Below are 19,414 nucleotides of genomic sequence, written 5' to 3'. Positions count from 1 at the left end.
CGCGCATTTCGCGCAAGCCAAGCAGGTAACCCGGCGTGGGAGAGAGCCTCCGGCTAGGCAAGCCCGGCCTCGTGCAGGCTCTGCTTCAGATGGGCAATACCCTTCCTGGCGTAGGTCAGCGGGTGTGCCTTCCCGGGGTCCTGTTCCGCCTCAACCACGATCCAGCCGGAATAGCCCGGAAGCTCGCGAAAGACGTCCGGATAATCGACCATGCCGTCGCCGGGCACGGTGTAGACACCGAGTTCGCTGCCCTGCCCCAACACCGCATCGAGGAAGCTCCAATCCTCGCGGCGCGCCTGCTCCATCACCGCCTGGCGTACGTCCTTGGCGTGGAAATGGCTGATGCGGGAACGATAACGTCGAGCCAGCGCAGCCGGATCGGCGCCGCCCCAAGTCGCATGGCCGGTGTCGAGCAGGAGATGAGCCGCCTCGCCGGTCGCTGCCATGAAGGCGTCGATATCCGCCGCACTTTCCACGATGGTGCCGATGTGATGATGATAGACCAGCCTGACGCCCTCGGCGAGCGTACGCTCCGCGACCTCCGTGATACGGTGGCCGAACTCCGCCCAGTCGCCCGCCTTCATGACCGGCCGGCGCGATAACGGCTTGCTGCGATCGCCGTGGATCGCATTCGAGGTCTCGGCGAAGACCAGCACGGACGATCCCATCGCCTTCAGCAGATCCAAATGCGGGCGCAGATGCCGCATCTCCTCGTCGGCATTGCGCTTCAGAAGCTCCGCCGAATACCAGCCGGAGATGCAGGCCATACCGAAGGGCGCGAGCGCAGCCTTCAGGGTCTGCGGCTCGCGCGGAAACTTGTGGCCGAGCTCCATGCCCTCGAAGCCCGCCTCGCGCGCCTCGGACAGGCACGTATCGAGCGGTGTCTCGCCGCCAACCTCTTGCAGATCGTCGTTCGACCAGCCGATGGGGTTCGCTCCGATACGGATAGGCATGTCGTCCTCGCTCGATCAGTAATTGCGGCGCACGAGCGCCTCGACATAACTGCGCCTTGCGGCTACGACCTCAGCGCGCTCCGAGACCTCCGGTACCGCCACATCCCACCAGTGGCCGCCGGCATCGGTCGAACGCAGCGGGTCGGTGTCGATCACGATGACGCTCGTCCGATCGTGCCCTCGCGCATCGTCGAGCGCCGCTTCCAGGTCAGTGATGCCCGCGGCCTTGCGCGCGATCGCCCCCATCGCGGCAGCGTGCGCCACGAAGTCGATCTCGGGCAGCACCTCGTGACGGGCGTCGCGCAGGAGATTGTTGAAGGGGGCGCCGCCGGTCGCGTTCTGGAGTCGGTTGATGCAGCCGAAGCCGCGATTGTCGAGCACGACGATGATGAGCTTGGCACCAAGCATCACCGACGTTGCAATCTCCGAATTCATCATCAGATAGGAACCGTCGCCGACCATCACGACGACTTCGCGCTCCGGATCGGCGAGCTTGACGCCCAGCCCGCCGGCGATCTCGTAGCCCATGCACGAATAGCCGTATTCTATGTGGTAGCCGCCGGGTGCGCCCGGCTGCCAGAGCTTATGCAACTCGCCCGGCAAGCCGCCGGCCGCGCAAAGCACGACATCGCTCGGCAGGCTGCGGCGTTGAACGCCGCCGATGACCTCCGCATCGCTCGGCAAGATTTCGTTGTCAGCCGCGGTGTAGTGCGCGGCCGTTTCCAACCAGGCCGTGCGGCCGGTCCTTGCCTGCTCGATCCAGACGGCAGGTGCCGCCCAGCCCTGAAGGGAGGCGCCGAGTTCCGCCAGAACGACCTTGGCATCGCCCACGAGCGGCTGCGCACGATGCTTGCCGGCATCAAAGGTCTGCGTATTCAGGCCGACGATCCGGCAGGCGGCATCGGCGAAAAGCGAGCGTGAGCCTGTGGTGAAATCTTGCAGCCGGGTGCCTATCGCGAGCAGCAGATCGGCCTGCCGCGCTGCGTCGTTGGCGGCGCGAGTTCCGGTAACGCCGATCGCGCCGAGATTCAGCGGATGGTCGTGGGGCAGCGCGCTCTTGCCGGCTTGCGTTTCTGCCACCGGTACGCCGTGCGCTGTGCTAAAGACTGCGAGATCGCCTTCCGCCTCGCTATAGAGGACGCCGCCGCCGGCGACGACGAGCGGGCGCTTGGCCGCCTTGAGCAGGGCTGCGGCCTGAGCCAACTGCGTCTCGTCAGCCCGTGCCCGGCGCGGCTGCCAGACCCGCTCGGCGAAGAACCAGTCGGGATATTCGAATGCTTCGGTCTGCACATCCTGGCAGAGCGCGAGCGTCACGGGTCCGCATTCGGCCGCATCCGTCAGAACCTGCATCGCGCGCTCAAAGGCCTGCATGATCTGCTCGGGCCGGGTGATGCGGTCGAAATAGCGCGAGACAGGCCGGAAGCAATCGTTGGCGGAAACAGTACCGTCCCCGAAATCCTCGATCTGTTGCAGCACCGGATCCGGGCGGCGCCCGGCGAAGACATCGCCCGGCAACAGCAGCACCGGCAGCCGATTGACGTGAGCGACTGCAGCGGCCGTCACCATATTGGTCGCGCCGGGGCCGATCGAGCTCGTCACCGCCATCATGCGCCGGCGGCGCGAGGCCTTGGCGAAGGCGATCGCGGCATGTGCCATCGCCTGCTCGTTATGCGCGCGCAAGGTTGGCAGACGATCGCGCACGGCATACAGCGCCTCGCCGAGGCCCGCGACATTGCCATGCCCGAAGATCGCCCAGACACCGGCGAAGAGCGGCTGCTCCTCGCCATCGATCACCGTCCTCTGCGCGGCCATCGCGGCGACGAGCGCCTGCGCCATGGTGAGCCTGATCGTCGCCATCACTCTCTCCTCAACAGCGCCGCCCGGCCTGGACGAAATGCTCGATCATCGCGCTCACCGCGCGTGCTGGCGCAACCGCGTCGCGAATGCGCCGTGATCCGATCTGACACGACTCAGTGACGCGAATGAGAAGAACGCAGTCCGACCTTGACTAGGCGGCGCAGAGAATGGAATGCTTATTCAAATAGTCAAGCAATGATGATGACAATGCGGTTTGGAATTCTGGGCGCGGGCAGGATCGGGCGCATTCACGGCCTCAATGTCGCGGCGCGCGGCGATGCACGGCTCGTCGCGGTGGCCGACGCCTCTAGCGAGGCCGCGTCCTCGCTGGCGCAGGCTGCAGGCGCGAAAGTGGCCGATGCGGAAGCGATCATGAGTGATTCCGGCATCGACGCCATCCTGATCTGCACACCGACCGACACGCATGCCGACCTGATCGAAGCCGCCGTCTCGGCCGGCAAGGCAGTGTTCTGCGAGAAGCCAGTCGATCTTGATTCGGGCCGCATTCGCCGCTGCCTGGCCACGGTCGAGAAAACAGGCAAGCCTCTGATGATCGGCTTCAACCGCCGCTTCGACCCGAACTTCGCGGCGCTGGAGAAGCGGCTGCGCAGCGGCCAGGCCGGCGAGATCGAGATCGTCAGCGTCATCTCGCGCGATCCCGGACCACCGCCGGTCGACTATGTGAAACGCTCGGGCGGTCTCTTCCGCGACATGATGATCCATGATTTCGACATGGCGCGCTTTCTGCTGGCGGAGGAGCCGGTCGAGGTCTTTGCGCTTGGCTCGGCGCTGGTAGACAAGGCCATCGGCGAAGCCGGCGATGTCGATACCGCCGCCGTGCTGATCAAGACGGCGAGCGGGCGCATCGCGCAGATCTCGAATTCGCGCCGTGCCACTTACGGCTACGACCAGCGCATCGAGGTGCATGGCTCGAAGGGAATGCTGAGGGCTGGCAACATCCACGAGACGACCGTCGAGATCGCTACCAACGAGGGCTTCCGTGCCGATCCGGTGCAGAACTTCTTCCTCGAACGCTATGCCGCCGCTTATCGCGCCGAACTCGCTGCCTTCATCGATGCGTGTGCTGGCAAGGCTGCGCCCTCTCCGACCGGTCTCGACGGGCTGCGCGCCCAGATGCTCGCCGACGCAGCCACCGAATCCGCCCGCACTGGCCGCCCCGTCGCCATCATGGCCGCCTGACGATGACTTCGACCGAACTCTTGCTGCGCCGCTCCGCGGCCCAGGGCGAGCGCCTTGTTCATCCCCGCGGACATGTATCCCGAGGGGGGCGGCCAAATAGTTCGGGCTCGAGAGCGGACGCGCGCTTCGGGCGCGGGAGAGCGTTCCCAGGATCATCAGGAACAGCTCGATCCGGCGCACACCGTTCGCCGTCGCGATCTCTTCCATCAGCGGAGCGATCTTGTCGCTGCTGCTGCGGGTGAAGAGCGCGCCGCGCCGCGAGAATTCCAGCATAGCAGCAAGGCCCGAGAGCTCGGGCATGACCTTCATCAGGTCGCCGATGAATTCTTCGCTGAACTGCAGCATACGTCCGCGCAGCGGGATGGTGCTCCCCGGCGGCAGATCGCTCACCCAGTTGTGCGGCAGGTTGGGGCCGGTCAGCACGAGATTGCCCGGCTCGAACTCGCGGATGAAGTCGCCGACGACATAACGACCACTGGTCGCCACAACGCGGTTGAGCCCGATCAGATCAGGCTCGACCTGCCGCGGCTGAGAATGTCGCCTCCGCCTTTGGCGCCGACGATCCTGCCGTGTTCGTACACCACCCGGCCACGGGCGATCGTGGTTACCGGCCATCCCGTGACGTCGAGCCCTTCCCATGGCGTGTAGTCCGAGCCGTGATGCAGATCGGCCTGCCGAATAGGTTTCTTCAATTTGGGGTCCCACAGCACGATATCCGCATCGAAGCCGACGCCGATCGAGCCCTTGCGCGGATAGAGGCCGTAGATGCGTGCATGGTTAGTTGCGGTCAGCTCGACGAATTTTTGCAGGCTGATCCGTCCCTTCGACACGCCTTCGGAGAACAGAATCGGCAGCCGGGTCTCGACACCCGGAAGGCCGTTCGGCACCCAGCGGAACGAGGTGCGGCCGTTCGGCGTCAGCTTGCCCTTGGGATCGTCGTAGCGGAACGGGCAATGATCGGACGAGAAGGTCTGGAACACTCCCGTGGTGATGCCTTCCCAGATCGCCTGCTGGCTTTCCACGTCACGCGGCGGCGGCGAGCAAACATATTTCGCGCCTGACATGTCCATGTTCAGGCCCTTCATGTCGTCGGCCGTCAGCGTGATGTATTGCGGGCAGGTCTCGGCATGGACAGGCAATCCGCGCTGCTGGGCCCAGCGCACCTGCTCCATCGCCTCGCGCCCGGAGACATGCACGATCATGATGGGAACGCCGATCACCTCGGCATGACTGATGGCGCGATGCGTGGCTTCGCGTTCGACCGCCTGTGGCCGCGAGACGCCGTGATAATAGGGCGCGATATGGCCCTCGCGTTCCAGCTTGGAGGTCAGGAAACGGATGGCGTCGTAACCCTCGCAATGGACCATCACCAGCGCTTCCTCGCGGCGCGCGACCTCGAACACCTCGAGCAGCTGCTGGTCGCTGAGCACGAGGTCGTCATAGGTCATGAACACCTTGAATGAGGTGTAGCCGTCCTTGACCAGCGCCGGCAGCTCCTGCCCGAGCACGACCGCGGTCGGATCGGAGATGATGAGATGGAACGCCGTGTCGATATAGCACTCACCTTCGGCGAGCTTGCGGTAGTTCTCGACGCAGGCCCGCAGCGACGTGCCTTTCTCCTGAAGCGCAAACGGGAGGACCATGGTGTTGCCGCCGGCGGCTGCCGAACGGGTCGCCGAGGCGAAGTCGTCGGCCATCACCACGTCGGGGCCGGAGGCCTGCGAGATGTGGACATGGCTGTCGATCCCGCCCGGCAGCGCCAGCAGCCCGGTCGCGTCGATCTCGCGGGCAGCACTCTCGATATGATCGGCAATGCTGACGATGCGGCCGTCGCGAATGCCGATATCGGCGCGAAACTCGTCGCTAGCCGTCACGATGGTGCCGCCGCGAATAGCGAGGTCGAGCTGCGTCACAGGAGTCTCCGTCACTTGATGACCGCCGATGTCTGGAAGATCCGTCCCCAATCGGCAAGAGCCCCGGCGTCGCCGCCGGCGAGCTCCAGGATTCGCCACAGCGTGACCGCTACCGAATCGAGCACCGCGACATTCAATTCTCGTTCGAGCGAGGCCGCCAGGGCGGCGCCGTCGAGGTTGGTGCAGAGGATGACGACAGCATCGGCGCCGTCAGCCGCCACAGCGCGGATCATGCCAGCAATCGTCGCAGGCGCGACCTCGCCGAATGAGAAATTGTCACGCAGTCCGAGGTGCCGCTCCGCGTGCGGGGCGACCCCCTCCTCGGCCCAGACGTCGCCGATCCGCCGCTGCACGTCGTCGGTATAGGGCGAGACCAGGCCGACACGTTTGGCGCCGAGCGCACGGGCGGCATCGATGCAAGCAAGCGTCGACGTTGTCGCAGGCACGCCTGTGCGCGCCGTGATCGCCTCGCAAAGGCTCCGGTCGCGGCTGATGCCGAGCCAGCTTGCGGAGGTACCGTTCCAGGCGATGGCATCGACCTTCGCATCAGCCAGCAGGTCCGCCGCCGGCAGCATCACCGAGGCGTCGAACTGGTTCAGCGCGGCGACGTCGAGTGCAATCTCGGTGACGCGAAAGCGTGAGAAATGCGCGGTGACGCCGTCGACGCCGGCGAGCATGGCGCTGGTGACGGGCTCCAGGACCGAATTGGAAGACGGCGTGATCATGCCGAGGCGTTTGCGCAAAATTGACATCGATCGCAGTCGCTCCGTTGCGGCGAAAGCGCTCCTCCGCTTCCTCAAAAGATCATCCGCGTCCGCATCCGTCCACGCAACCCGCAATCTGCATGCTGCATACAATTTATTCGATATGAACGTGTTTTGAGCCACATACGTCTTCTATTTGGGCACCTCACATGAAGGAAATTGGCTACGATCGCACGTCAGCAGGAAGGTCGGCGTGCAGCAGAAATCCGAACCGATTCCGGGCCGAAAGTCGCCCAAGCTCAAGCGGATGGGCCTGCATGAGCGCGCGGCCGCGCGGATGCGGACGATGATCATTCGTGGCGAGCTGCCGCCGGGATCGCAGACCCAGGAAACAAGACTGTCGAAGGAGCTCGGGGTGTCGCGCACGCCGCTGCGCGAGGCGATCAAGGTGCTGGCGGCGGAGGGATTGATCGAGCTGCGCCCCAACCGCAGCCCGCGTATCGCCGACATCGCGGTCGACGGCATCTCCGAATTGTTCGAGGCGCTGGCCGGCATCGAGCGGCTGGCCGCCGAGCTTGCCGCGGAGCGCGCCACCGAGCGCGATCTCGCCCGGCTTCGCACGCTTCAGACCCGCATGGAAGGCCATCATCGCAACGGCAAGCTCGACGAGTACTTCGCCATCAACGGCGAGATTCACAACACCATCGTCCGCATGGCGCGCAACACGCCGTTGCGGGAAGCGCACGAGACGCTGATCTCCCGCGCCGAGCGCGCGCGTTACCTCGCGCTCGGCGCCGACCGGCGCTGGAGCAATTCGGTCGACGAGCACGCCGGCATCCTTGCCGCGCTCGAGGCGCGCGATAGCGAAACCGCAGGACGCCTGCTCGGCGCCCATGTCCGGCGCACCGGTACGGCGCTGCTCGAAGTCATCGCCGCCTCTCAAGCCAAGCAGACAGCGGCGTAGTCATGAAGCTGCTGCTGCTCAACCCGAACACCAGCACCGCAGTCACCCAATTGATGACGGATGTCGGGCAGCGCGCGGCAGGGCCCGGGACCGAGCTGATCCCCTGCACCGCGACCCGCGGCGTGCCCTATATCTCGACACGCACCGAGGCACAGATCGGCGGTGCCATTGCGCTGGAGATGCTGGCCGGGCAGCATCGCAAGGTCGACGCAGCGATCATCGCCGCGTTCGGCGACCCCGGCCTGTTCGCCGCGCGCGAGACCTTCGACATTCCCGTGGTCGGCATGGCGGAAGCGGCAATGCTGACCGCCTGCATGGCCGGAAGGCGTTTCGCCATCGTCACCTTCGCCCAGGCGCTTGGCCCCTGGTACGAGGAATGCGTTCGCGCCCACGGGCTGTGGGAGCGCTGCGCCGGTATCCGCATGCTCGATACGCCGTTCCAGGCGATCTCGGAGGTCGGCACCGAGAAGGAAGATGTGCTGGTCGATCTCGCCCGGCGCGCGATCGTGGAAGACGATGCGGACGTGTTGATTTTTGCAGGTGCGCCGCTCTCGGGCCTCGCTGAGCGAGTCGCCGACCGGATCCCCGTCCCCGTGGTCGATCAAGTCATAGCCTCGGTGAAGCAGGCCGAGGCGCTGGTGGCGCTGCGCCTGCGCAAGGCAACCGAAGGCACGTACCGCCGCCCCGCCGCCAAACCCACGATTGGCCTTGCCGATGCGCTCGCCGCCCGGCTCGAGCATCGCGACAGCTAGGGGAGCTTCGGCCAGCGATGGGAAAAACCGAGTTCGTTCTCGATGACACGGCCGAAGGCGAACAGGCGGGATTCGCATCCCGGTGGTGCGGTGATCTGGATGCCGAACGGCAGCTCGTTCTCCGCTCGCGGCGCCGGCAGGGTCAGGACCGGGAAACCGACCAGCGACACGATGAAGGTGACGGCGAGATAATCGATCGGCGTCTCCAGCGCAGCGCCATCGATCGCGGTGACGTCGCTGATTTCATTGGGCCAGGGCAAGACGGACGCCGCCGGCGCCACCAGGAAATCAGTGTGGCTGAACAGCTCGCGAAAGCTGCGGTAGATGCCGGTGCGGCGCCGCTCGGCGTTGAGATAGTCCTCCGCGGAGAGCTTTGCGCCCGCCTCGATATTCCAGATCACGGTGGGCGTGAGCTCGGCGCGGCGCGCCTTCAGCAGCTCTCCATAGCTGTTGGCGATGTGCGCGCCGCGCAGCGTCCGAAATGTCTCGATCGCACCGCCGCAATGGGGCGCGGACGGTACCACATCGGCAACGACCGCGAGTGCCGCGCAGGCCGCGGCGAACCGCGCACGGACATCGCGCGCCACGGGCGCGACACCGAAATCGGTCGTCACTGCGATCCGGGGACGGATTGCAACCGGCCGCTCGTCATTGACGACGCCCATCGAGAGCGGGTCGTGCACATCGCCTCCCGCAAAGACCGACAGCGCCAGTTCGAGATCGTCGACACCGCGGGCCAGAAAACCGTGGGTGGCGAGCATGTCCCAGCCGAGCGGGCGGCGATGCGACGGAATCCGGCCGGGCGTTGGCCTGATCGAGGCGACATCGCAAAAGCTTGCGGGCGTGCGCACGGAGCCGCCGAAATCGGTGCCATGGGCCAGCGGCACCATGCCGGTCGCGACCGCAACCGCGGAGCCGCCGGAGGATCCACCCGAGGTCAGCGCGGGATTGAAGGGATTGCGGGTCGGGCCGCACAATTTGTTGGTGCAGACCGCACCGAAGCCGAATTCCGGCGTGTTGGTCTTCCCCAAGATGATCGCGCCGGCACGCCGCAGCCGCGCGACCACGAGATCGTCCTCGGCCGGAACGTGATCACGAAACAGAACCGACCCACAGGTGGTCGCGAGCCCCGCCGTGTCCGTGAGGTCCTTGATCCCTACCGGCACACCGTGCAGCGGGCCGATCGGCGCGGGCGCGGCATCGCAGATTTGCGCACCACGGCGGGCGCCGTCGGCATCGACAGTCACGAATGCCGCCAATTGCACGTCTTGGTGCGCAATCCGTTCGAGATGCGCCTCGACAACCTCGCGCGAGGACAGTTCGTCCTTGGCGATGGCGCGCGAGAGAGCCGTGGCGGTGAGATCGCAAATCGACGTCATCGGCCCACCATGCCAAACCTCGCAGCGAAAAGCGACCAGCCCGGGCACGAGACTTGCTTTCTTCCTCGGGAGAATGGGAGGCAACATCATGGCTGAAGCGCAAGGCGGCCGATCGCTCGTCGTCGACGCCGTCACCCACCGCTATCCGAGCGGCGCCCTCGCGGTCGAGAACATCAATCTCGACATCAAGGGTGGCGAAATCATCGCCCTGCTCGGCCCCTCCGGCTGCGGCAAGACTACCCTGCTGCGCATCATCGCCGGCTTCATCGCACAGACGCAGGGGCGGATCATCGTCGGCGACGACATCGTCGATGCGCTGCCGCCGAACCGCCGCGCGGTCGGCATCGTGTTTCAGAACTACGCACTATTCCCCCATCTCAGCATCAGCGAGAACGTCGCTTACGGGCTTGCCGCGCGCGGCATCGACAAGGCGACCCGCCAGCGCGAAGCGCAGCGCCTGCTGGATCTGGTGCAGCTGCCGACCATGTCGGAACGGTTGCCACGGCAGCTCTCCGGCGGCCAGCAGCAGCGCGTGGCGCTCGCTCGCGCGCTGGCGATCAAGCCGTCGATCCTGCTGCTCGACGAGCCCTTTGCCGCGCTCGACAAGAATTTGCGGCTGGACATGCAGATCGAGGTCAAGCGGCTGCAACGCGTCTCCGGCATCACCACGGTGATCGTGACCCATGACCAGGAAGAAGCACTGTCGATGGCCGACCGCGTCGCGGTGCTCAGCCACGGCAAGCTCGAGCAGTTCGGATCGCCGTCCGACGTCTATGACCGACCGCAGACCCTGTTCGTGAACACTTTTGTCGGCGCCAGTAATCGCATGCCCGGCGTGGTCCTCTCGGCGGATCGGACGGCAGCAAAAGTCCGCCTCGATGCCGGCGCGGAAATCATCGCGCGTCCCGCCGGCGGCGCCCTCACCGAAGGCGGCCGCGTCACCGTGTGCATCCGCCCCGAGCATCTGCAATTCGTCGGTGACGAGACCGGCTTTGCCGGCGTGGTCGGCATGTCGCTGCCGCTTGGAGCCACGGTCGTGCACGAGGTCACCACCGCGGACGGCTCCGGCGTCAAGATCTCCCAGGCGCGCATCGGCGAGACGCGCACCCTGGAGAGCGGCGCCGCGGTGCGCCTCGCGCCGCTCGCCCCGTCGCTCGCCAACGCTTTTCCTGCAACGCTTTAAATCCAATTTTTGTCCAGAGGGAGTTTGACCATGATCATGAACCGCCGAAGCCTGATGACGACCGCACTCACACTCGGCGCCATGAAGGCGTTTCCCGGATTGAGCTACGCCCAGGCCCGACCGCTGGTGTTTGCGACCTTCACCGGAAGCTGGGAGGAGGCGCACAAGGCCGTGCTGGTGCCGGCCTTCCGCAAGGCCAACGCGGACGCCGCGATGGTGCTCGACCCGATGCTCTCGGTCGACCAGATCGCCAAGGTCAACGCCGCCAAGGCCAATCCGCCGATCGACGTCATGCTGCACGATCCCGGCCCGGCCCTGGTCGCGATCGGCCAGGACCTTGTCGAGCCGTACCCCGTCGAGAAGAGCGCCTACTACAAGGACCTGATCGCCGAGGCCCAGGAGCCGATGGGCCCTGCCCCGTTCTTTCAGGTCGTCGGCCTCACCTACAATCCGGAAGCCGTCAAGACGCCGCCGACCTCCTGGGCCGATCTGTGGAAGCCCGAGTTCAAGGGCCGCGTCGGCATCACCAATCTCAACTCGACGCTCGGCACCGGATGGCTGGTCGAGATCGCAAAGATGCGCGGCGGCTCTGAAGCCAATGTCGATCCTGGCTTCAAGGCGATCGAGGAGCTGAAGCCCAACCTCGCCGCGGTCGCCGCCAATCCCGGCGCGCTCGCCACCCTGTTCCAGCAGGGCCAGATCGATATCTCGCCCGGCAATTTCAACGCCATCCAGATCCTGAAAGCGCGCGGCGTGCCGGTCGAGTTCGTGGCTCCGAAGGAAGGCGCCATCGCCTTCAAGACCACGATCCACATCGTCAAGAACTCGCCCAACCGCGAGCTTGCCTTCAAGCTGATCGAGGCGTCGTTGACGCCCGAGGTGCAGACCACGCTGATGAACCCGCCCTATTTGATCGTGCCGACCAATTCCAAGGTGGCGATGGGCGGCGAGATCGCGCGCGTGCTCGCCAAGGACACCGCCGAGCTGAAGCAGAAATTCGTGTTCCAGGACTGGAAGAAGATCAACGAGCAGCGCTCGGCCTGGATCGAGCGCTTCAACCGGGAGATCAAGATCTAACGCCATGGGCGCAGCACCGGCATCACGGGACGTCACCTCCTACGGGATGGGATTGGCAGCGCCGCTGGCGCTGTTCTTCCTGGTGTTCTTCGTGGCGCCGCTGCTGCAATTGCTCTGGCTCTCGCTGCACAACGACACGGCCGCGCTCCAGTGGGGGTTCGGCCAGTACCTGCAGTTTCTCACCGACCCCTTCAGCCTCAGCGTGCTCGGCTCGACGCTGCTGCTGGGCGCCGAGGTGACGGCCGTCTGCCTCGTGCTCGGCTTTCCCATTGCATGGCTCTATCAGCGGGTCGGGCCGCGGCTTCAGACCATCATCATCCTGATCGTGCTGCTACCGCTGCTGACGAGCGTCGTAGTACGCACCTTCGCCTGGATCGTCATCCTGGGCCGCCAAGGCATCATCAATGCGACCCTGCAATCCCTCGGGATCATCGATACGCCCTTGAAGTTGCTCTACACCCAATTGGGCGTGGTGATCGCACTGGCGCAAGTGCAGATGCCGCTGATGACCTTGCCGCTGATCACCGCGCTCGGCCGGATCGACTCCAATCTCGACGATGCCTCCTGCTCGCTCGGCGCCGGAAGCTGGCGCACCTTCTTCAAGATCGTGCTGCCGCTGTCGCTGCCCGGCGTGATCGCCGGTTGCACACTGACCTACGCCGCGGCAATCACGGCCTTTATAACCCAGTCGCTGATCGGCGGCGGCCAGATGCTGTTCATGCCGATGTATCTCTACCAGCAGGCTTCGACGCTGCAAAACTGGCCGTTCGCATCGGCGATCTCGATCATCTTTCTACTGGCCGTGCTCGCGGTCGTCTCCGTCTTCACCACGCTCGGCCGCCTGTCGCGCGGCTATGGAGGTGCGTGATGAGCGGGCGCAAGCGTACTCTGGAGGCGTTCAGTTTTGAGCTGGTCATGAGCCTGATCGCCGTGATCGCGCTGATCATCATCATCGCGCCGTCGCTGGTGGTGTTGATCGTCTCCTTCACCAGCGGCTTCTCGCTACGGTTCCCGCCGCCGGGCTATTCACTGCGCTGGTACGCCGAATTGTGGAATGCCTGGCAGCTGCACTTCGCAGCCAAGAACAGCCTCATCGTGGCGCTGTGGGCAACCGGCCTGTCCGTCGTGCTCGGCGTCGCGGCTTCGCTGGCGATCTCGCGCTCGCCGACGTTGTCCGCGCGGTTGCTCGATTCCCTGTTCATGTCGCCGCTGGTGCTGCCGGCGCTGGCCTTCGGCCTTGCGGCGTTGATGCTGTTCTCGCTGGTCGGCCTGCCGGTGTCGCCGCTGACGCTGGTGATCGGCCATACCGTGGTCTGCGTGCCCTATGTCGTCCGCAACACGATCGCGGCGCTCGCCCAGCTGGAGCCGACCCTGCTGGAGAGCTCGGCCGTGCTGGGCGCCAGCCGCATCTACACGTTCCGGCGCATCGTGCTGCCGCTGATCCGGCCGGGCATCATCGCGGGCGCCTTCATCGCCTTCATGTCGTCCTTCGACAACGTGCCGGTGTCGCTGTTCCTGCGCGACGCCGCCACCGACATGCTGCCGATCCGGATGTGGCAGGATCTCGAGGGCAAGCTCGACGTCACCATCGCCGCGCTGTCGGGCGTGCTGATCATTGCGACCGTCGCGCTGGTCGCGATCATGGAGCGCGTCACGGGGTTGTCGCGGCGGCTGACCAACTGATCAGGCGCCGCGGAACAGCGAATAGCCCCAGCGCGTGAATTTCAGCGGCAGGTGATAATGCTCGTCAACGTTCTTGATGCGAAAGCGGAACGGCGTCACCGTGAGAAAGCCGTCCTCGTCCGCAAAGAAGTCGCCGAGATGAAACAGGACCTCGTACTCGCCTGCCGTCACGCCCGCGCCTTGCGCAACGGGATGATCGAGCACGCCGTTGGCACCAAGCCGTCCGTCGGCGATACGGAGCGAGTCCGGACCGATCCGCCAGATCTCGACCCGCAGGCCCTGCGCCGGGCGTCCGCTCGCCACATCGACCGCGTGAATGGAAATGCCGCCTGCCACAATGTTCCTCCCGTGAGCGCAGCGCCATGGTAGACGCAAACACGGCCGTTCGGCTAGCGCCCGCATTGCTGCCGGCGCTTGGCGCTATGACCACGCTTCAGGCGCTGGTGGCGCTGGCTCTGTTCGCGCCGGGCGTGGTGGCACCGCGCGCCGATATCGAGGTCTGGCAGCTCTCGATGTTCTCCTGCGCCGTGTTCGCGGTCGGCATTCCCGCCTCGTTCTGGGGCGGCGGCTTCATCGCCCGCCTGGGCTCGCTGCGGATCGCGAGCCTCTGCGCGGCGGCGATCATCGCCAGCATGGCGCTGGCTTCGCTCGGCTCGACGGCGGCCCTGCTCGCAGCCGGCCTCTGTCTTGGCCTCGCCTTCGGACCGGAGACGCCCGCAAGCGCGGCGCTGCTGGCGCGGCTCGTGACGGCCGAGCGGCGCGCGTTCGTGTTCTCGCTTCGCCAGACCGGAAACCAGATCGGCGCCGTCTGCGGCTCGCTGGTTCTGCCCGCGATCGCAATCTCGCTCGGGCCAGCCTGGTGCTATGCCAGCGTGGGCGCCAGTGCGCTGCTGGCGATAGCGTGGTTCGAGCGCCTCCGGCCGGCCTACGCCGTCAAGGTCGTGCCACTGCCGGAGCTTGGCCTCCGCACGCGGCTGGCACTGGTGACCGCGGATCGACGCATCGGAATGCTGGCGCTGGCCTCGATGCCCTTCAGCGCGATGCAGGTGTCGCTCAACACGGTCTTCGTCACGCTCGGCACCCGCGAGCTCGGCCTCAGCCATGTCGAGGCCGGCATGGCGCTTGCCTGCGCCCAGGCCGGCGGCCTGATTGGCCGGCTCGGCTGGGGCTTCGTCGCAACGCGTCTCAATGCCACGCGCGGAGTTCTCGTCGTCATCGGCCTCGGTATGAGTTTCTGCGCCGCGCTACTGGGCCTTGATGGCGCCTCACTCGGTCGCACCGGCCAGTTCGCGATTGCAGCTCTGTTCGGCCTGACGGCCTCCGGGTGGAACGGTGTCTTCGTCGCCGAGATCGCACGCCTCGCCCCGCAGGACAGGATTGGCGAAACCACCGGCGCGGTGCTGACCGCATCGTACGCCGGTCTCTTGGCAGCACCGGCGCTGGTGTCGCTCCTGGACAGCGCAGCCAGTCTCGGTGCCGCCTTCTTCGCCTTGGCGTGCCTCGCCCTCTGCGGCACATTGGCACTGATCTGGGGAGGCTATGACAAAGGGAAGAAGTAGCGCGTGCGAGATTGCGGCCGACGTCTCCGCCGAACGAACGAGTGCGGTCGAGACCGCCAAGGCCGCGCTTGCGCGCATCGAGGCCGCCAAGGCGCTGAACGCGGTGGTGACGACCGCTCCCGCGCGTACGCTTGCCGACGCCGCGGCGGTCGATGATCGCCTGCGTGCCGGCGAGACGATGCCGCTCGCCGGTGTCCCCGTCATCGTCAAAGACAACATCTGGATCCGTGACTGGCGTGTGACACAGGGCTCGCGCCTGTTCGCCGAATTCGTCGCGCCGCAGGATGCGATTGCGATCGAGCGGCTGCGCAAGGCCGGCGCCGTCGTGGTCGGCATCGGCGCAACGTCGGAATTCGCCTGCAAGGGCGTGACCACCTCGCCGCTGTATGGGCCAACGCGGCATCCGCTCGATCCAAAGTTGACGCCCGGCGGCTCGTCGGGCGGCCCTGCCGCCGCGGTTGCGGCCGGCCTCGTGCCGCTAGCGATCGGCACCGATGCGGGCGGCTCGAGCCGCAGGCCGCCGGCCCATGTCGGCGTCGCCGGGTTCAAGCCGTCCTATGGCGCGATTCCCTATGGGCCCGGCTTCGCCGAACCGTTCTTCGGCCTCTCCGTCATCGCGCCGATCGCCACTGACATTGCCGATATCGCGCTGGCGTTCGAGGCCATGGCCGGCGTCGATCCGCGCGACCCGGATTCAGCCGGCATCGCTCAAGAGGCCAAAAACATCGCCGGTCTGCGCATCGCGTTCTCGCCGCGCCTTGGGCTCGACGTCGCCGTCGATGATGCTGTCGCTGATGGGCTCGTTTTCGCCATCGCGCGCCTCTCCGCCGCAGGCCTCGGCATCGCGCCGCGCGATCCCGTCTGGCCGGCGGGCGCGACGGAAGAGGCCATCATGCCGCTTCAGCACGCCGGCCTCGCCGCACTCTATCGAGACGCCTTCCGCGAGGATCCAACAGTGTTCGATCCTGACATCGCCAGACAGATCGAGCGAGGGCTGTCGTGGTCGGGCGCCGACGTTGCCGGTGCGCTGCTGGCAAGCGCCGCAATCGCCAATGCTTTCGCGGCATTCTTCACGGAGGTCGATCTGCTGCTGGCGCCAACTGTCCCCTGTGTCGCCTGGCCATTCACGCAGCTCGGACCCGACATGATTGGTGGCCGTGCGGCGAGCCCGCGCGCGCACGCGGTGTTAACGCCCTTTGTCAATCATGCCCGGCTACCGGCGATCTCGATACCTTGCGGAACTGATCGGTGCGGACTTCCATTCGGTCTTCAGATCATCGCCGCACGCGGACAGGACCGCACGCTGCTCGAAGCAGCGCTAGAGATCGAGGCCATTTTGCGAACATAATCCCGAGGGGCGGCGGTGCGCTAATTGCCCGCTCAGTCTCCTAGCGGCCCTTTGGCGTCCCCGTCGCTCCCCTTCAGCAACTCGTATTTGATCCGCCGCATGCGTGCCTGGGCTTCGAGCGGTTTGCAATAGGCAGTTGACGCCGCGAGCAGGTCGATGGTGGCGAGAATTGCATAACGCGACGCCGTCGGCTTGAGCGCGTCGGGCGCTTCCGGCACGTGCACGCCAAGCGCAATATCGGCAATTGAAGCCAGCCTGCTTTGCGGCCTGGTAATTGCGACGACCAAGGCGCCGTATTGCTTGGCGATACTGGCTGCCTCGATGACCTCGTCCGCTGCACCGGTGGTCGAGATGGCAACGACGACGTCATCCCGCCCGAAGGTCGCGGCGACCATGCGCATCAAGCTCGGATCGGAGGCATGCGAGACGGCAATCCCAAGACGAAAGAACCGGTTCTGAACTTCCGCCGCCGCAAGAGTGGAACCGCCCCCCACCCCGAACGCTGCAAGCTTCGAACAGCGGGAGATCGCTTCGGCAGCCCTCTCGATGTCCTCCTTGCGAAGTCCCTCCTCGGCAGCGGCAATTGCACGACGAATTTCCTGAAACACCGACCGCCAGAGCGCGGGGCGCGCCAGATCGGTCCCGACATGCGGGGGAAGCTCAACGTAAATCCGCCCGACCGCCATTGCTTGAGCCAGCCTCACCTTGAGGTCGCGGACGCCCCGGCAACCGACGGAGCGGCTGAACCGGGTTACTGTCGGCTCGCTGACGCGCGCCCGACGGGCCAACTCGGAATTGCTGGCGTGAACGGCATACTCCATATCGGCCAGCAGCACGGTGGCAACGCGTTGCTCGGACGGGCTGAGGCTTGGAGCGCTCTGCCTGATGAGGGAGATGATGTCGCCGGCCACGACATTGTCGTCGTCCGGCGGCTTCGAGATTCCTGCACGAACGGCTCTCGCCGGGTGATTTCGCTTTGCACGCGCCATTGCCCGCCCTCCCCAGGTCAGATCAACCTGCGCCCTTGGCAAGAAGCTGCCGTAAGAAACCTTCAGCATCGACCAAACGTATATCGGCATGCCTCATCAAGAACAGCATTTTCCACTTGATAATTGCCAAATTGTGTATGTAACTTTCAAACATGCAATAGCATGCCATCGGCCAAGCAGCTGAAAGGCACATCCCCTGCACCTGGAAGCAGGCGGTTCAACAAGGCGGGAGGGCGATCATGAGATACGGTCCAAGTGTCTTGATGCGTGGCGTCGTGGGGCTGGCCACCGCATCGTTCTTGATTGCGCAAGCGAATGCCGCCACCCTGCTGCGCGAAGCCACCATCGGAGAACCGCCGCCGCTCGATGTCATGCTGACGACAGCCGACGTCGCATCGGTCATCGGCCGCCATATCTTCGAGACCCTATATGCGCTGGACTCGACCTATACGCCGCGTCCGATGCTGGCCGAGAGCGATCGCGCGGAAAACGGCGGTCGGACCATCGTCATCAAGCTCCGCGAAGGTGTCCTCTTCCACAACGGCAAGGAGATGACCGCCAAGGACGTGGTCGCCTCGATGACGCGATGGGGCAGTTTCGGTGCGCGCGGCAAGCTCCTGATGGCGGCGGCTACGTCGGTCGAGGCGACCGGAAAGTATGAAGTCACGCTGAAATTGTCCGCGCCGAACGGCGCCTGGAAGGCTCTCATTGCGGACGTCAATGGCGGTCTTGCGATCTATCCGGAAGACATTGCCGCCAAAGCGGGAAACCGGCCGATCGAGCAAAAGGACTATATCGGCACCGGACCTTACAAGTTCGTGGAGTGGCGGCCGAACCGCTATGTCGAGGTGGAGAGGTTCGAGGGCTACAAGCCGGTGAAGGAAAAGGGCGACGGCTTCGCCGGCGCCCGAGTTGCGAGCTTCGACAAGATCCGTTTCATTCCGGTGCCGGACGTCGGCACGCGCGTGAGCGGCGTGCAGGCGGGCGACTACGACTATGCGGAAATGATCTCCGGCGATCTGTACGACTCCCTGAGCAAAGATCCATCGGTTCAGGTGCAGCGTACCAACGCGCCGATCTTCGGCCTTTTCTTCATGAACTCGAAGCAGGGAATCCTGAAGGATAATTACAAGCTCCGCCGCGCCATCCAGACCGCGCTTGACAAGTCGCAGGCGTTGCGCGTCGCCTTCGGTCCCAAGGACCTGTGGAATGCCGAAGGATCGATCTTTCCCAACGGCACACCCTGGTACTCGACCGAAGGCGCCTCCAACTACAGTGCGCACGATCCGAAGAAGGCCAAGGAGCTCGCAAAGGAGGCGGACTACACGGGGACGCCGATCCGCCTTCTGGTCTCGACGAACTATCAGGCACACTATGACGAAGCCTCCGTCTTCACCCGCCAGCTGGCCGACGCTGGGATCAATGTTCAGATGATGGTCGTCGATTGGGCGACCCTTCTGAAGATGCGCGGCCAGCCGGAACAGTGGGACATCTTCGTCACCCACCATTCCTTCGCGCCCGACCCGCTGCTGCTGACGTTCCTGAATCCGAGCTATCCCGGCTGGTGGGACAGCCCCGAGATCGGCTCGCTTCGGGCTGAGTTGATCAACACCACCGATCCAGCAGCGCGCAAGTCGACATGGGACAAGATCCAGTCGCTGATCTATGAGCAGGTCCCGGTGATGAAAGTAGGCGATGCCTACACCTATGACATTGCTTCTCCCAAGCTCAAGGGGCTCAACCCAAACGGTCCCGTGTTCTGGAATGTGTCCACGAAATAAGGACGGGCAATGAGGCCGCGAGGACTGTCGAGCGCCGGCGCCGGCGCGCATCGTTGCCGCTGACCAGGCGCA

The 19,414-nt window shown here is 65.4% G+C and carries 17 protein-coding genes; 10 read left to right on the top strand and 7 right to left on the bottom strand.

Features of this window, described 5'->3' with window-relative positions:
- Positions 1–53: 53 nt before the first annotated feature.
- Positions 54–953: a myo-inosose-2 dehydratase gene (gene iolE / locus BRA471DRAFT_RS15450; RefSeq protein ID WP_007608719.1), complete on the bottom strand. Its 900-nt coding sequence runs from the start codon at positions 951–953 to the stop codon at positions 54–56.
- Between the two features lie 15 nt (positions 954–968).
- Positions 969–2,810 (bottom strand): 3D-(3,5/4)-trihydroxycyclohexane-1,2-dione acylhydrolase (decyclizing), encoded by a 1,842-nt coding sequence (gene iolD, locus BRA471DRAFT_RS15445; protein WP_007608718.1) that lies wholly within the window; start codon positions 2,808–2,810, stop codon positions 969–971.
- Positions 2,811–3,017: 207 nt separating this feature from the next.
- On the opposite strand from iolD, the gene iolG reads away from it, so the two are divergent.
- Complete coding sequence (gene iolG, locus BRA471DRAFT_RS15440; RefSeq protein WP_007608717.1) at positions 3,018–4,010, top strand: inositol 2-dehydrogenase; 993 nt, start codon at positions 3,018–3,020, stop codon at positions 4,008–4,010.
- A gap of 503 nt (positions 4,011–4,513) precedes the next feature.
- Here iolG and hydA read toward each other — a convergent pair.
- Both hydA and BRA471DRAFT_RS15430 read right to left on the bottom strand, forming a co-directional pair.
- Complete coding sequence (gene hydA, locus BRA471DRAFT_RS15435; protein ID WP_007608716.1) at positions 4,514–5,923, bottom strand: dihydropyrimidinase; 1,410 nt, start codon at positions 5,921–5,923, stop codon at positions 4,514–4,516.
- An 11-nt stretch (positions 5,924–5,934) separates the two neighbouring features.
- Entirely contained in the window at positions 5,935–6,675 is a 741-nt protein-coding gene (locus BRA471DRAFT_RS15430) for an aspartate/glutamate racemase family protein (RefSeq protein ID WP_007608715.1), read from the bottom strand.
- Between the two features lie 205 nt (positions 6,676–6,880).
- Here BRA471DRAFT_RS15430 and BRA471DRAFT_RS15425 point away from each other — a divergent pair, with 205 nt between their 5' ends.
- Together BRA471DRAFT_RS15425 and BRA471DRAFT_RS15420 are read left to right on the top strand one after the other, a co-directional pair.
- Positions 6,881–7,591 carry a GntR family transcriptional regulator gene (locus BRA471DRAFT_RS15425; protein WP_007608714.1) on the top strand — a complete coding sequence of 237 codons (711 nt, stop codon included), beginning with the start codon at positions 6,881–6,883 and terminating at the stop codon, positions 7,589–7,591.
- A gap of 2 nt (positions 7,592–7,593) precedes the next feature.
- Positions 7,594–8,343 carry an aspartate/glutamate racemase family protein gene (locus BRA471DRAFT_RS15420; protein ID WP_007608713.1) on the top strand — a complete coding sequence of 250 codons (750 nt, stop codon included), beginning with the start codon at positions 7,594–7,596 and terminating at the stop codon, positions 8,341–8,343.
- Here BRA471DRAFT_RS15420 and BRA471DRAFT_RS15415 read toward each other — a convergent pair.
- The gene (locus tag BRA471DRAFT_RS15415; protein WP_007608712.1) at positions 8,340–9,722 is read right to left on the bottom strand and encodes an amidase; all 1,383 of its coding nucleotides are present in this window, start codon (positions 9,720–9,722) and stop codon (positions 8,340–8,342) included. The genes BRA471DRAFT_RS15420 and BRA471DRAFT_RS15415 overlap by 4 nt on opposite strands.
- Positions 9,723–9,810: 88 nt before the next feature.
- Here BRA471DRAFT_RS15415 and BRA471DRAFT_RS15410 point away from each other — a divergent pair, with 88 nt between their 5' ends.
- From BRA471DRAFT_RS15410 to BRA471DRAFT_RS15395, 4 genes are read left to right on the top strand one after another with little or no spacing between them, the layout of a single operon-like run.
- Positions 9,811–10,905 carry an ABC transporter ATP-binding protein gene (locus BRA471DRAFT_RS15410; RefSeq protein WP_007608711.1) on the top strand — a complete coding sequence of 365 codons (1,095 nt, stop codon included), beginning with the start codon at positions 9,811–9,813 and terminating at the stop codon, positions 10,903–10,905.
- 30 nt (positions 10,906–10,935) lie between these two features.
- Positions 10,936–11,982 (top strand): ABC transporter substrate-binding protein, encoded by a 1,047-nt coding sequence (locus tag BRA471DRAFT_RS15405; protein WP_007608710.1) that lies wholly within the window; start codon positions 10,936–10,938, stop codon positions 11,980–11,982.
- A 4-nt stretch (positions 11,983–11,986) separates the two neighbouring features.
- Positions 11,987–12,850 carry an ABC transporter permease gene (locus tag BRA471DRAFT_RS15400; RefSeq protein WP_007608709.1) on the top strand — a complete coding sequence of 288 codons (864 nt, stop codon included), beginning with the start codon at positions 11,987–11,989 and terminating at the stop codon, positions 12,848–12,850.
- Positions 12,850–13,665 (top strand): ABC transporter permease, encoded by an 816-nt coding sequence (locus BRA471DRAFT_RS15395; RefSeq protein WP_007608706.1) that lies wholly within the window; start codon positions 12,850–12,852, stop codon positions 13,663–13,665. Before BRA471DRAFT_RS15400 ends, BRA471DRAFT_RS15395 begins: the two co-directional genes overlap by 1 nt.
- Here the strand turns inward: BRA471DRAFT_RS15395 and BRA471DRAFT_RS15390 are convergent, their stop codons facing one another.
- Positions 13,666–14,001: a hydroxyisourate hydrolase gene (locus BRA471DRAFT_RS15390; RefSeq protein WP_007608705.1), complete on the bottom strand. Its 336-nt coding sequence runs from the start codon at positions 13,999–14,001 to the stop codon at positions 13,666–13,668.
- 26 nt (positions 14,002–14,027) lie between these two features.
- Here BRA471DRAFT_RS15390 and BRA471DRAFT_RS15385 point away from each other — a divergent pair, with 26 nt between their 5' ends.
- Positions 14,028–15,224 carry an MFS transporter gene (locus BRA471DRAFT_RS15385; protein ID WP_007608704.1) on the top strand — a complete coding sequence of 399 codons (1,197 nt, stop codon included), beginning with the start codon at positions 14,028–14,030 and terminating at the stop codon, positions 15,222–15,224.
- The gene (locus BRA471DRAFT_RS15380; RefSeq protein WP_007608703.1) at positions 15,205–16,572 is read left to right on the top strand and encodes an amidase; all 1,368 of its coding nucleotides are present in this window, start codon (positions 15,205–15,207) and stop codon (positions 16,570–16,572) included. Before BRA471DRAFT_RS15385 ends, BRA471DRAFT_RS15380 begins: the two co-directional genes overlap by 20 nt.
- A gap of 32 nt (positions 16,573–16,604) precedes the next feature.
- Here the strand turns inward: BRA471DRAFT_RS15380 and BRA471DRAFT_RS15375 are convergent, their stop codons facing one another.
- Positions 16,605–17,630, bottom strand: a complete 1,026-nt coding sequence (locus tag BRA471DRAFT_RS15375) for a MurR/RpiR family transcriptional regulator (protein WP_231171118.1) — start codon at positions 17,628–17,630, stop codon at positions 16,605–16,607.
- A 170-nt stretch (positions 17,631–17,800) separates the two neighbouring features.
- Here BRA471DRAFT_RS15375 and BRA471DRAFT_RS15370 point away from each other — a divergent pair, with 170 nt between their 5' ends.
- Positions 17,801–19,342, top strand: a complete 1,542-nt coding sequence (locus BRA471DRAFT_RS15370) for an ABC transporter substrate-binding protein (protein ID WP_007608699.1) — start codon at positions 17,801–17,803, stop codon at positions 19,340–19,342.
- Positions 19,343–19,414: the final 72 nt, after the last annotated feature.

Origin of the sequence: Bradyrhizobium sp. WSM471, assembly GCF_000244915.1 — a bacterium.
GTDB lineage: Bacteria > Pseudomonadota > Alphaproteobacteria > Rhizobiales > Xanthobacteraceae > Bradyrhizobium.
Note: the sequence above shows the minus strand (reverse complement) of the source record. Positions and strands in the feature narration are given on the sequence as shown.

Bases quoted from the DNA above. Each gene is read 5' to 3' on its own strand.
- iolD (WP_007608718.1), bottom strand. From the start codon at position 2,810: ATGGCGACGATCAGGCTCACCATGGCGCAGGCGCTCGTCGCCGCGATG.
- BRA471DRAFT_RS15410 (WP_007608711.1), top strand. From the start codon at position 9,811: ATGGCTGAAGCGCAAGGCGGCCGATCGCTCGTCGTCGACGCCGTCACC.
- BRA471DRAFT_RS15415 (WP_007608712.1), bottom strand. From the start codon at position 9,722: ATGACGTCGATTTGCGATCTCACCGCCACGGCTCTCTCGCGCGCCATC.
- BRA471DRAFT_RS15420 (WP_007608713.1), top strand. From the start codon at position 7,594: ATGAAGCTGCTGCTGCTCAACCCGAACACCAGCACCGCAGTCACCCAA.
- iolE (WP_007608719.1), bottom strand. From the start codon at position 953: ATGCCTATCCGTATCGGAGCGAACCCCATCGGCTGGTCGAACGACGAT.
- iolG (WP_007608717.1), top strand. From the start codon at position 3,018: ATGCGGTTTGGAATTCTGGGCGCGGGCAGGATCGGGCGCATTCACGGC.
- BRA471DRAFT_RS15370 (WP_007608699.1), top strand. From the start codon at position 17,801: ATGAGATACGGTCCAAGTGTCTTGATGCGTGGCGTCGTGGGGCTGGCC.
- BRA471DRAFT_RS15400 (WP_007608709.1), top strand. From the start codon at position 11,987: ATGGGCGCAGCACCGGCATCACGGGACGTCACCTCCTACGGGATGGGA.
- BRA471DRAFT_RS15375 (WP_231171118.1), bottom strand. From the start codon at position 17,630: ATGCTGAAGGTTTCTTACGGCAGCTTCTTGCCAAGGGCGCAGGTTGAT.
- BRA471DRAFT_RS15430 (WP_007608715.1), bottom strand. From the start codon at position 6,675: ATGTCAATTTTGCGCAAACGCCTCGGCATGATCACGCCGTCTTCCAAT.
- BRA471DRAFT_RS15405 (WP_007608710.1), top strand. From the start codon at position 10,936: ATGATCATGAACCGCCGAAGCCTGATGACGACCGCACTCACACTCGGC.
- BRA471DRAFT_RS15395 (WP_007608706.1), top strand. From the start codon at position 12,850: ATGAGCGGGCGCAAGCGTACTCTGGAGGCGTTCAGTTTTGAGCTGGTC.
- BRA471DRAFT_RS15385 (WP_007608704.1), top strand. From the start codon at position 14,028: ATGGTAGACGCAAACACGGCCGTTCGGCTAGCGCCCGCATTGCTGCCG.
- BRA471DRAFT_RS15380 (WP_007608703.1), top strand. From the start codon at position 15,205: ATGACAAAGGGAAGAAGTAGCGCGTGCGAGATTGCGGCCGACGTCTCC.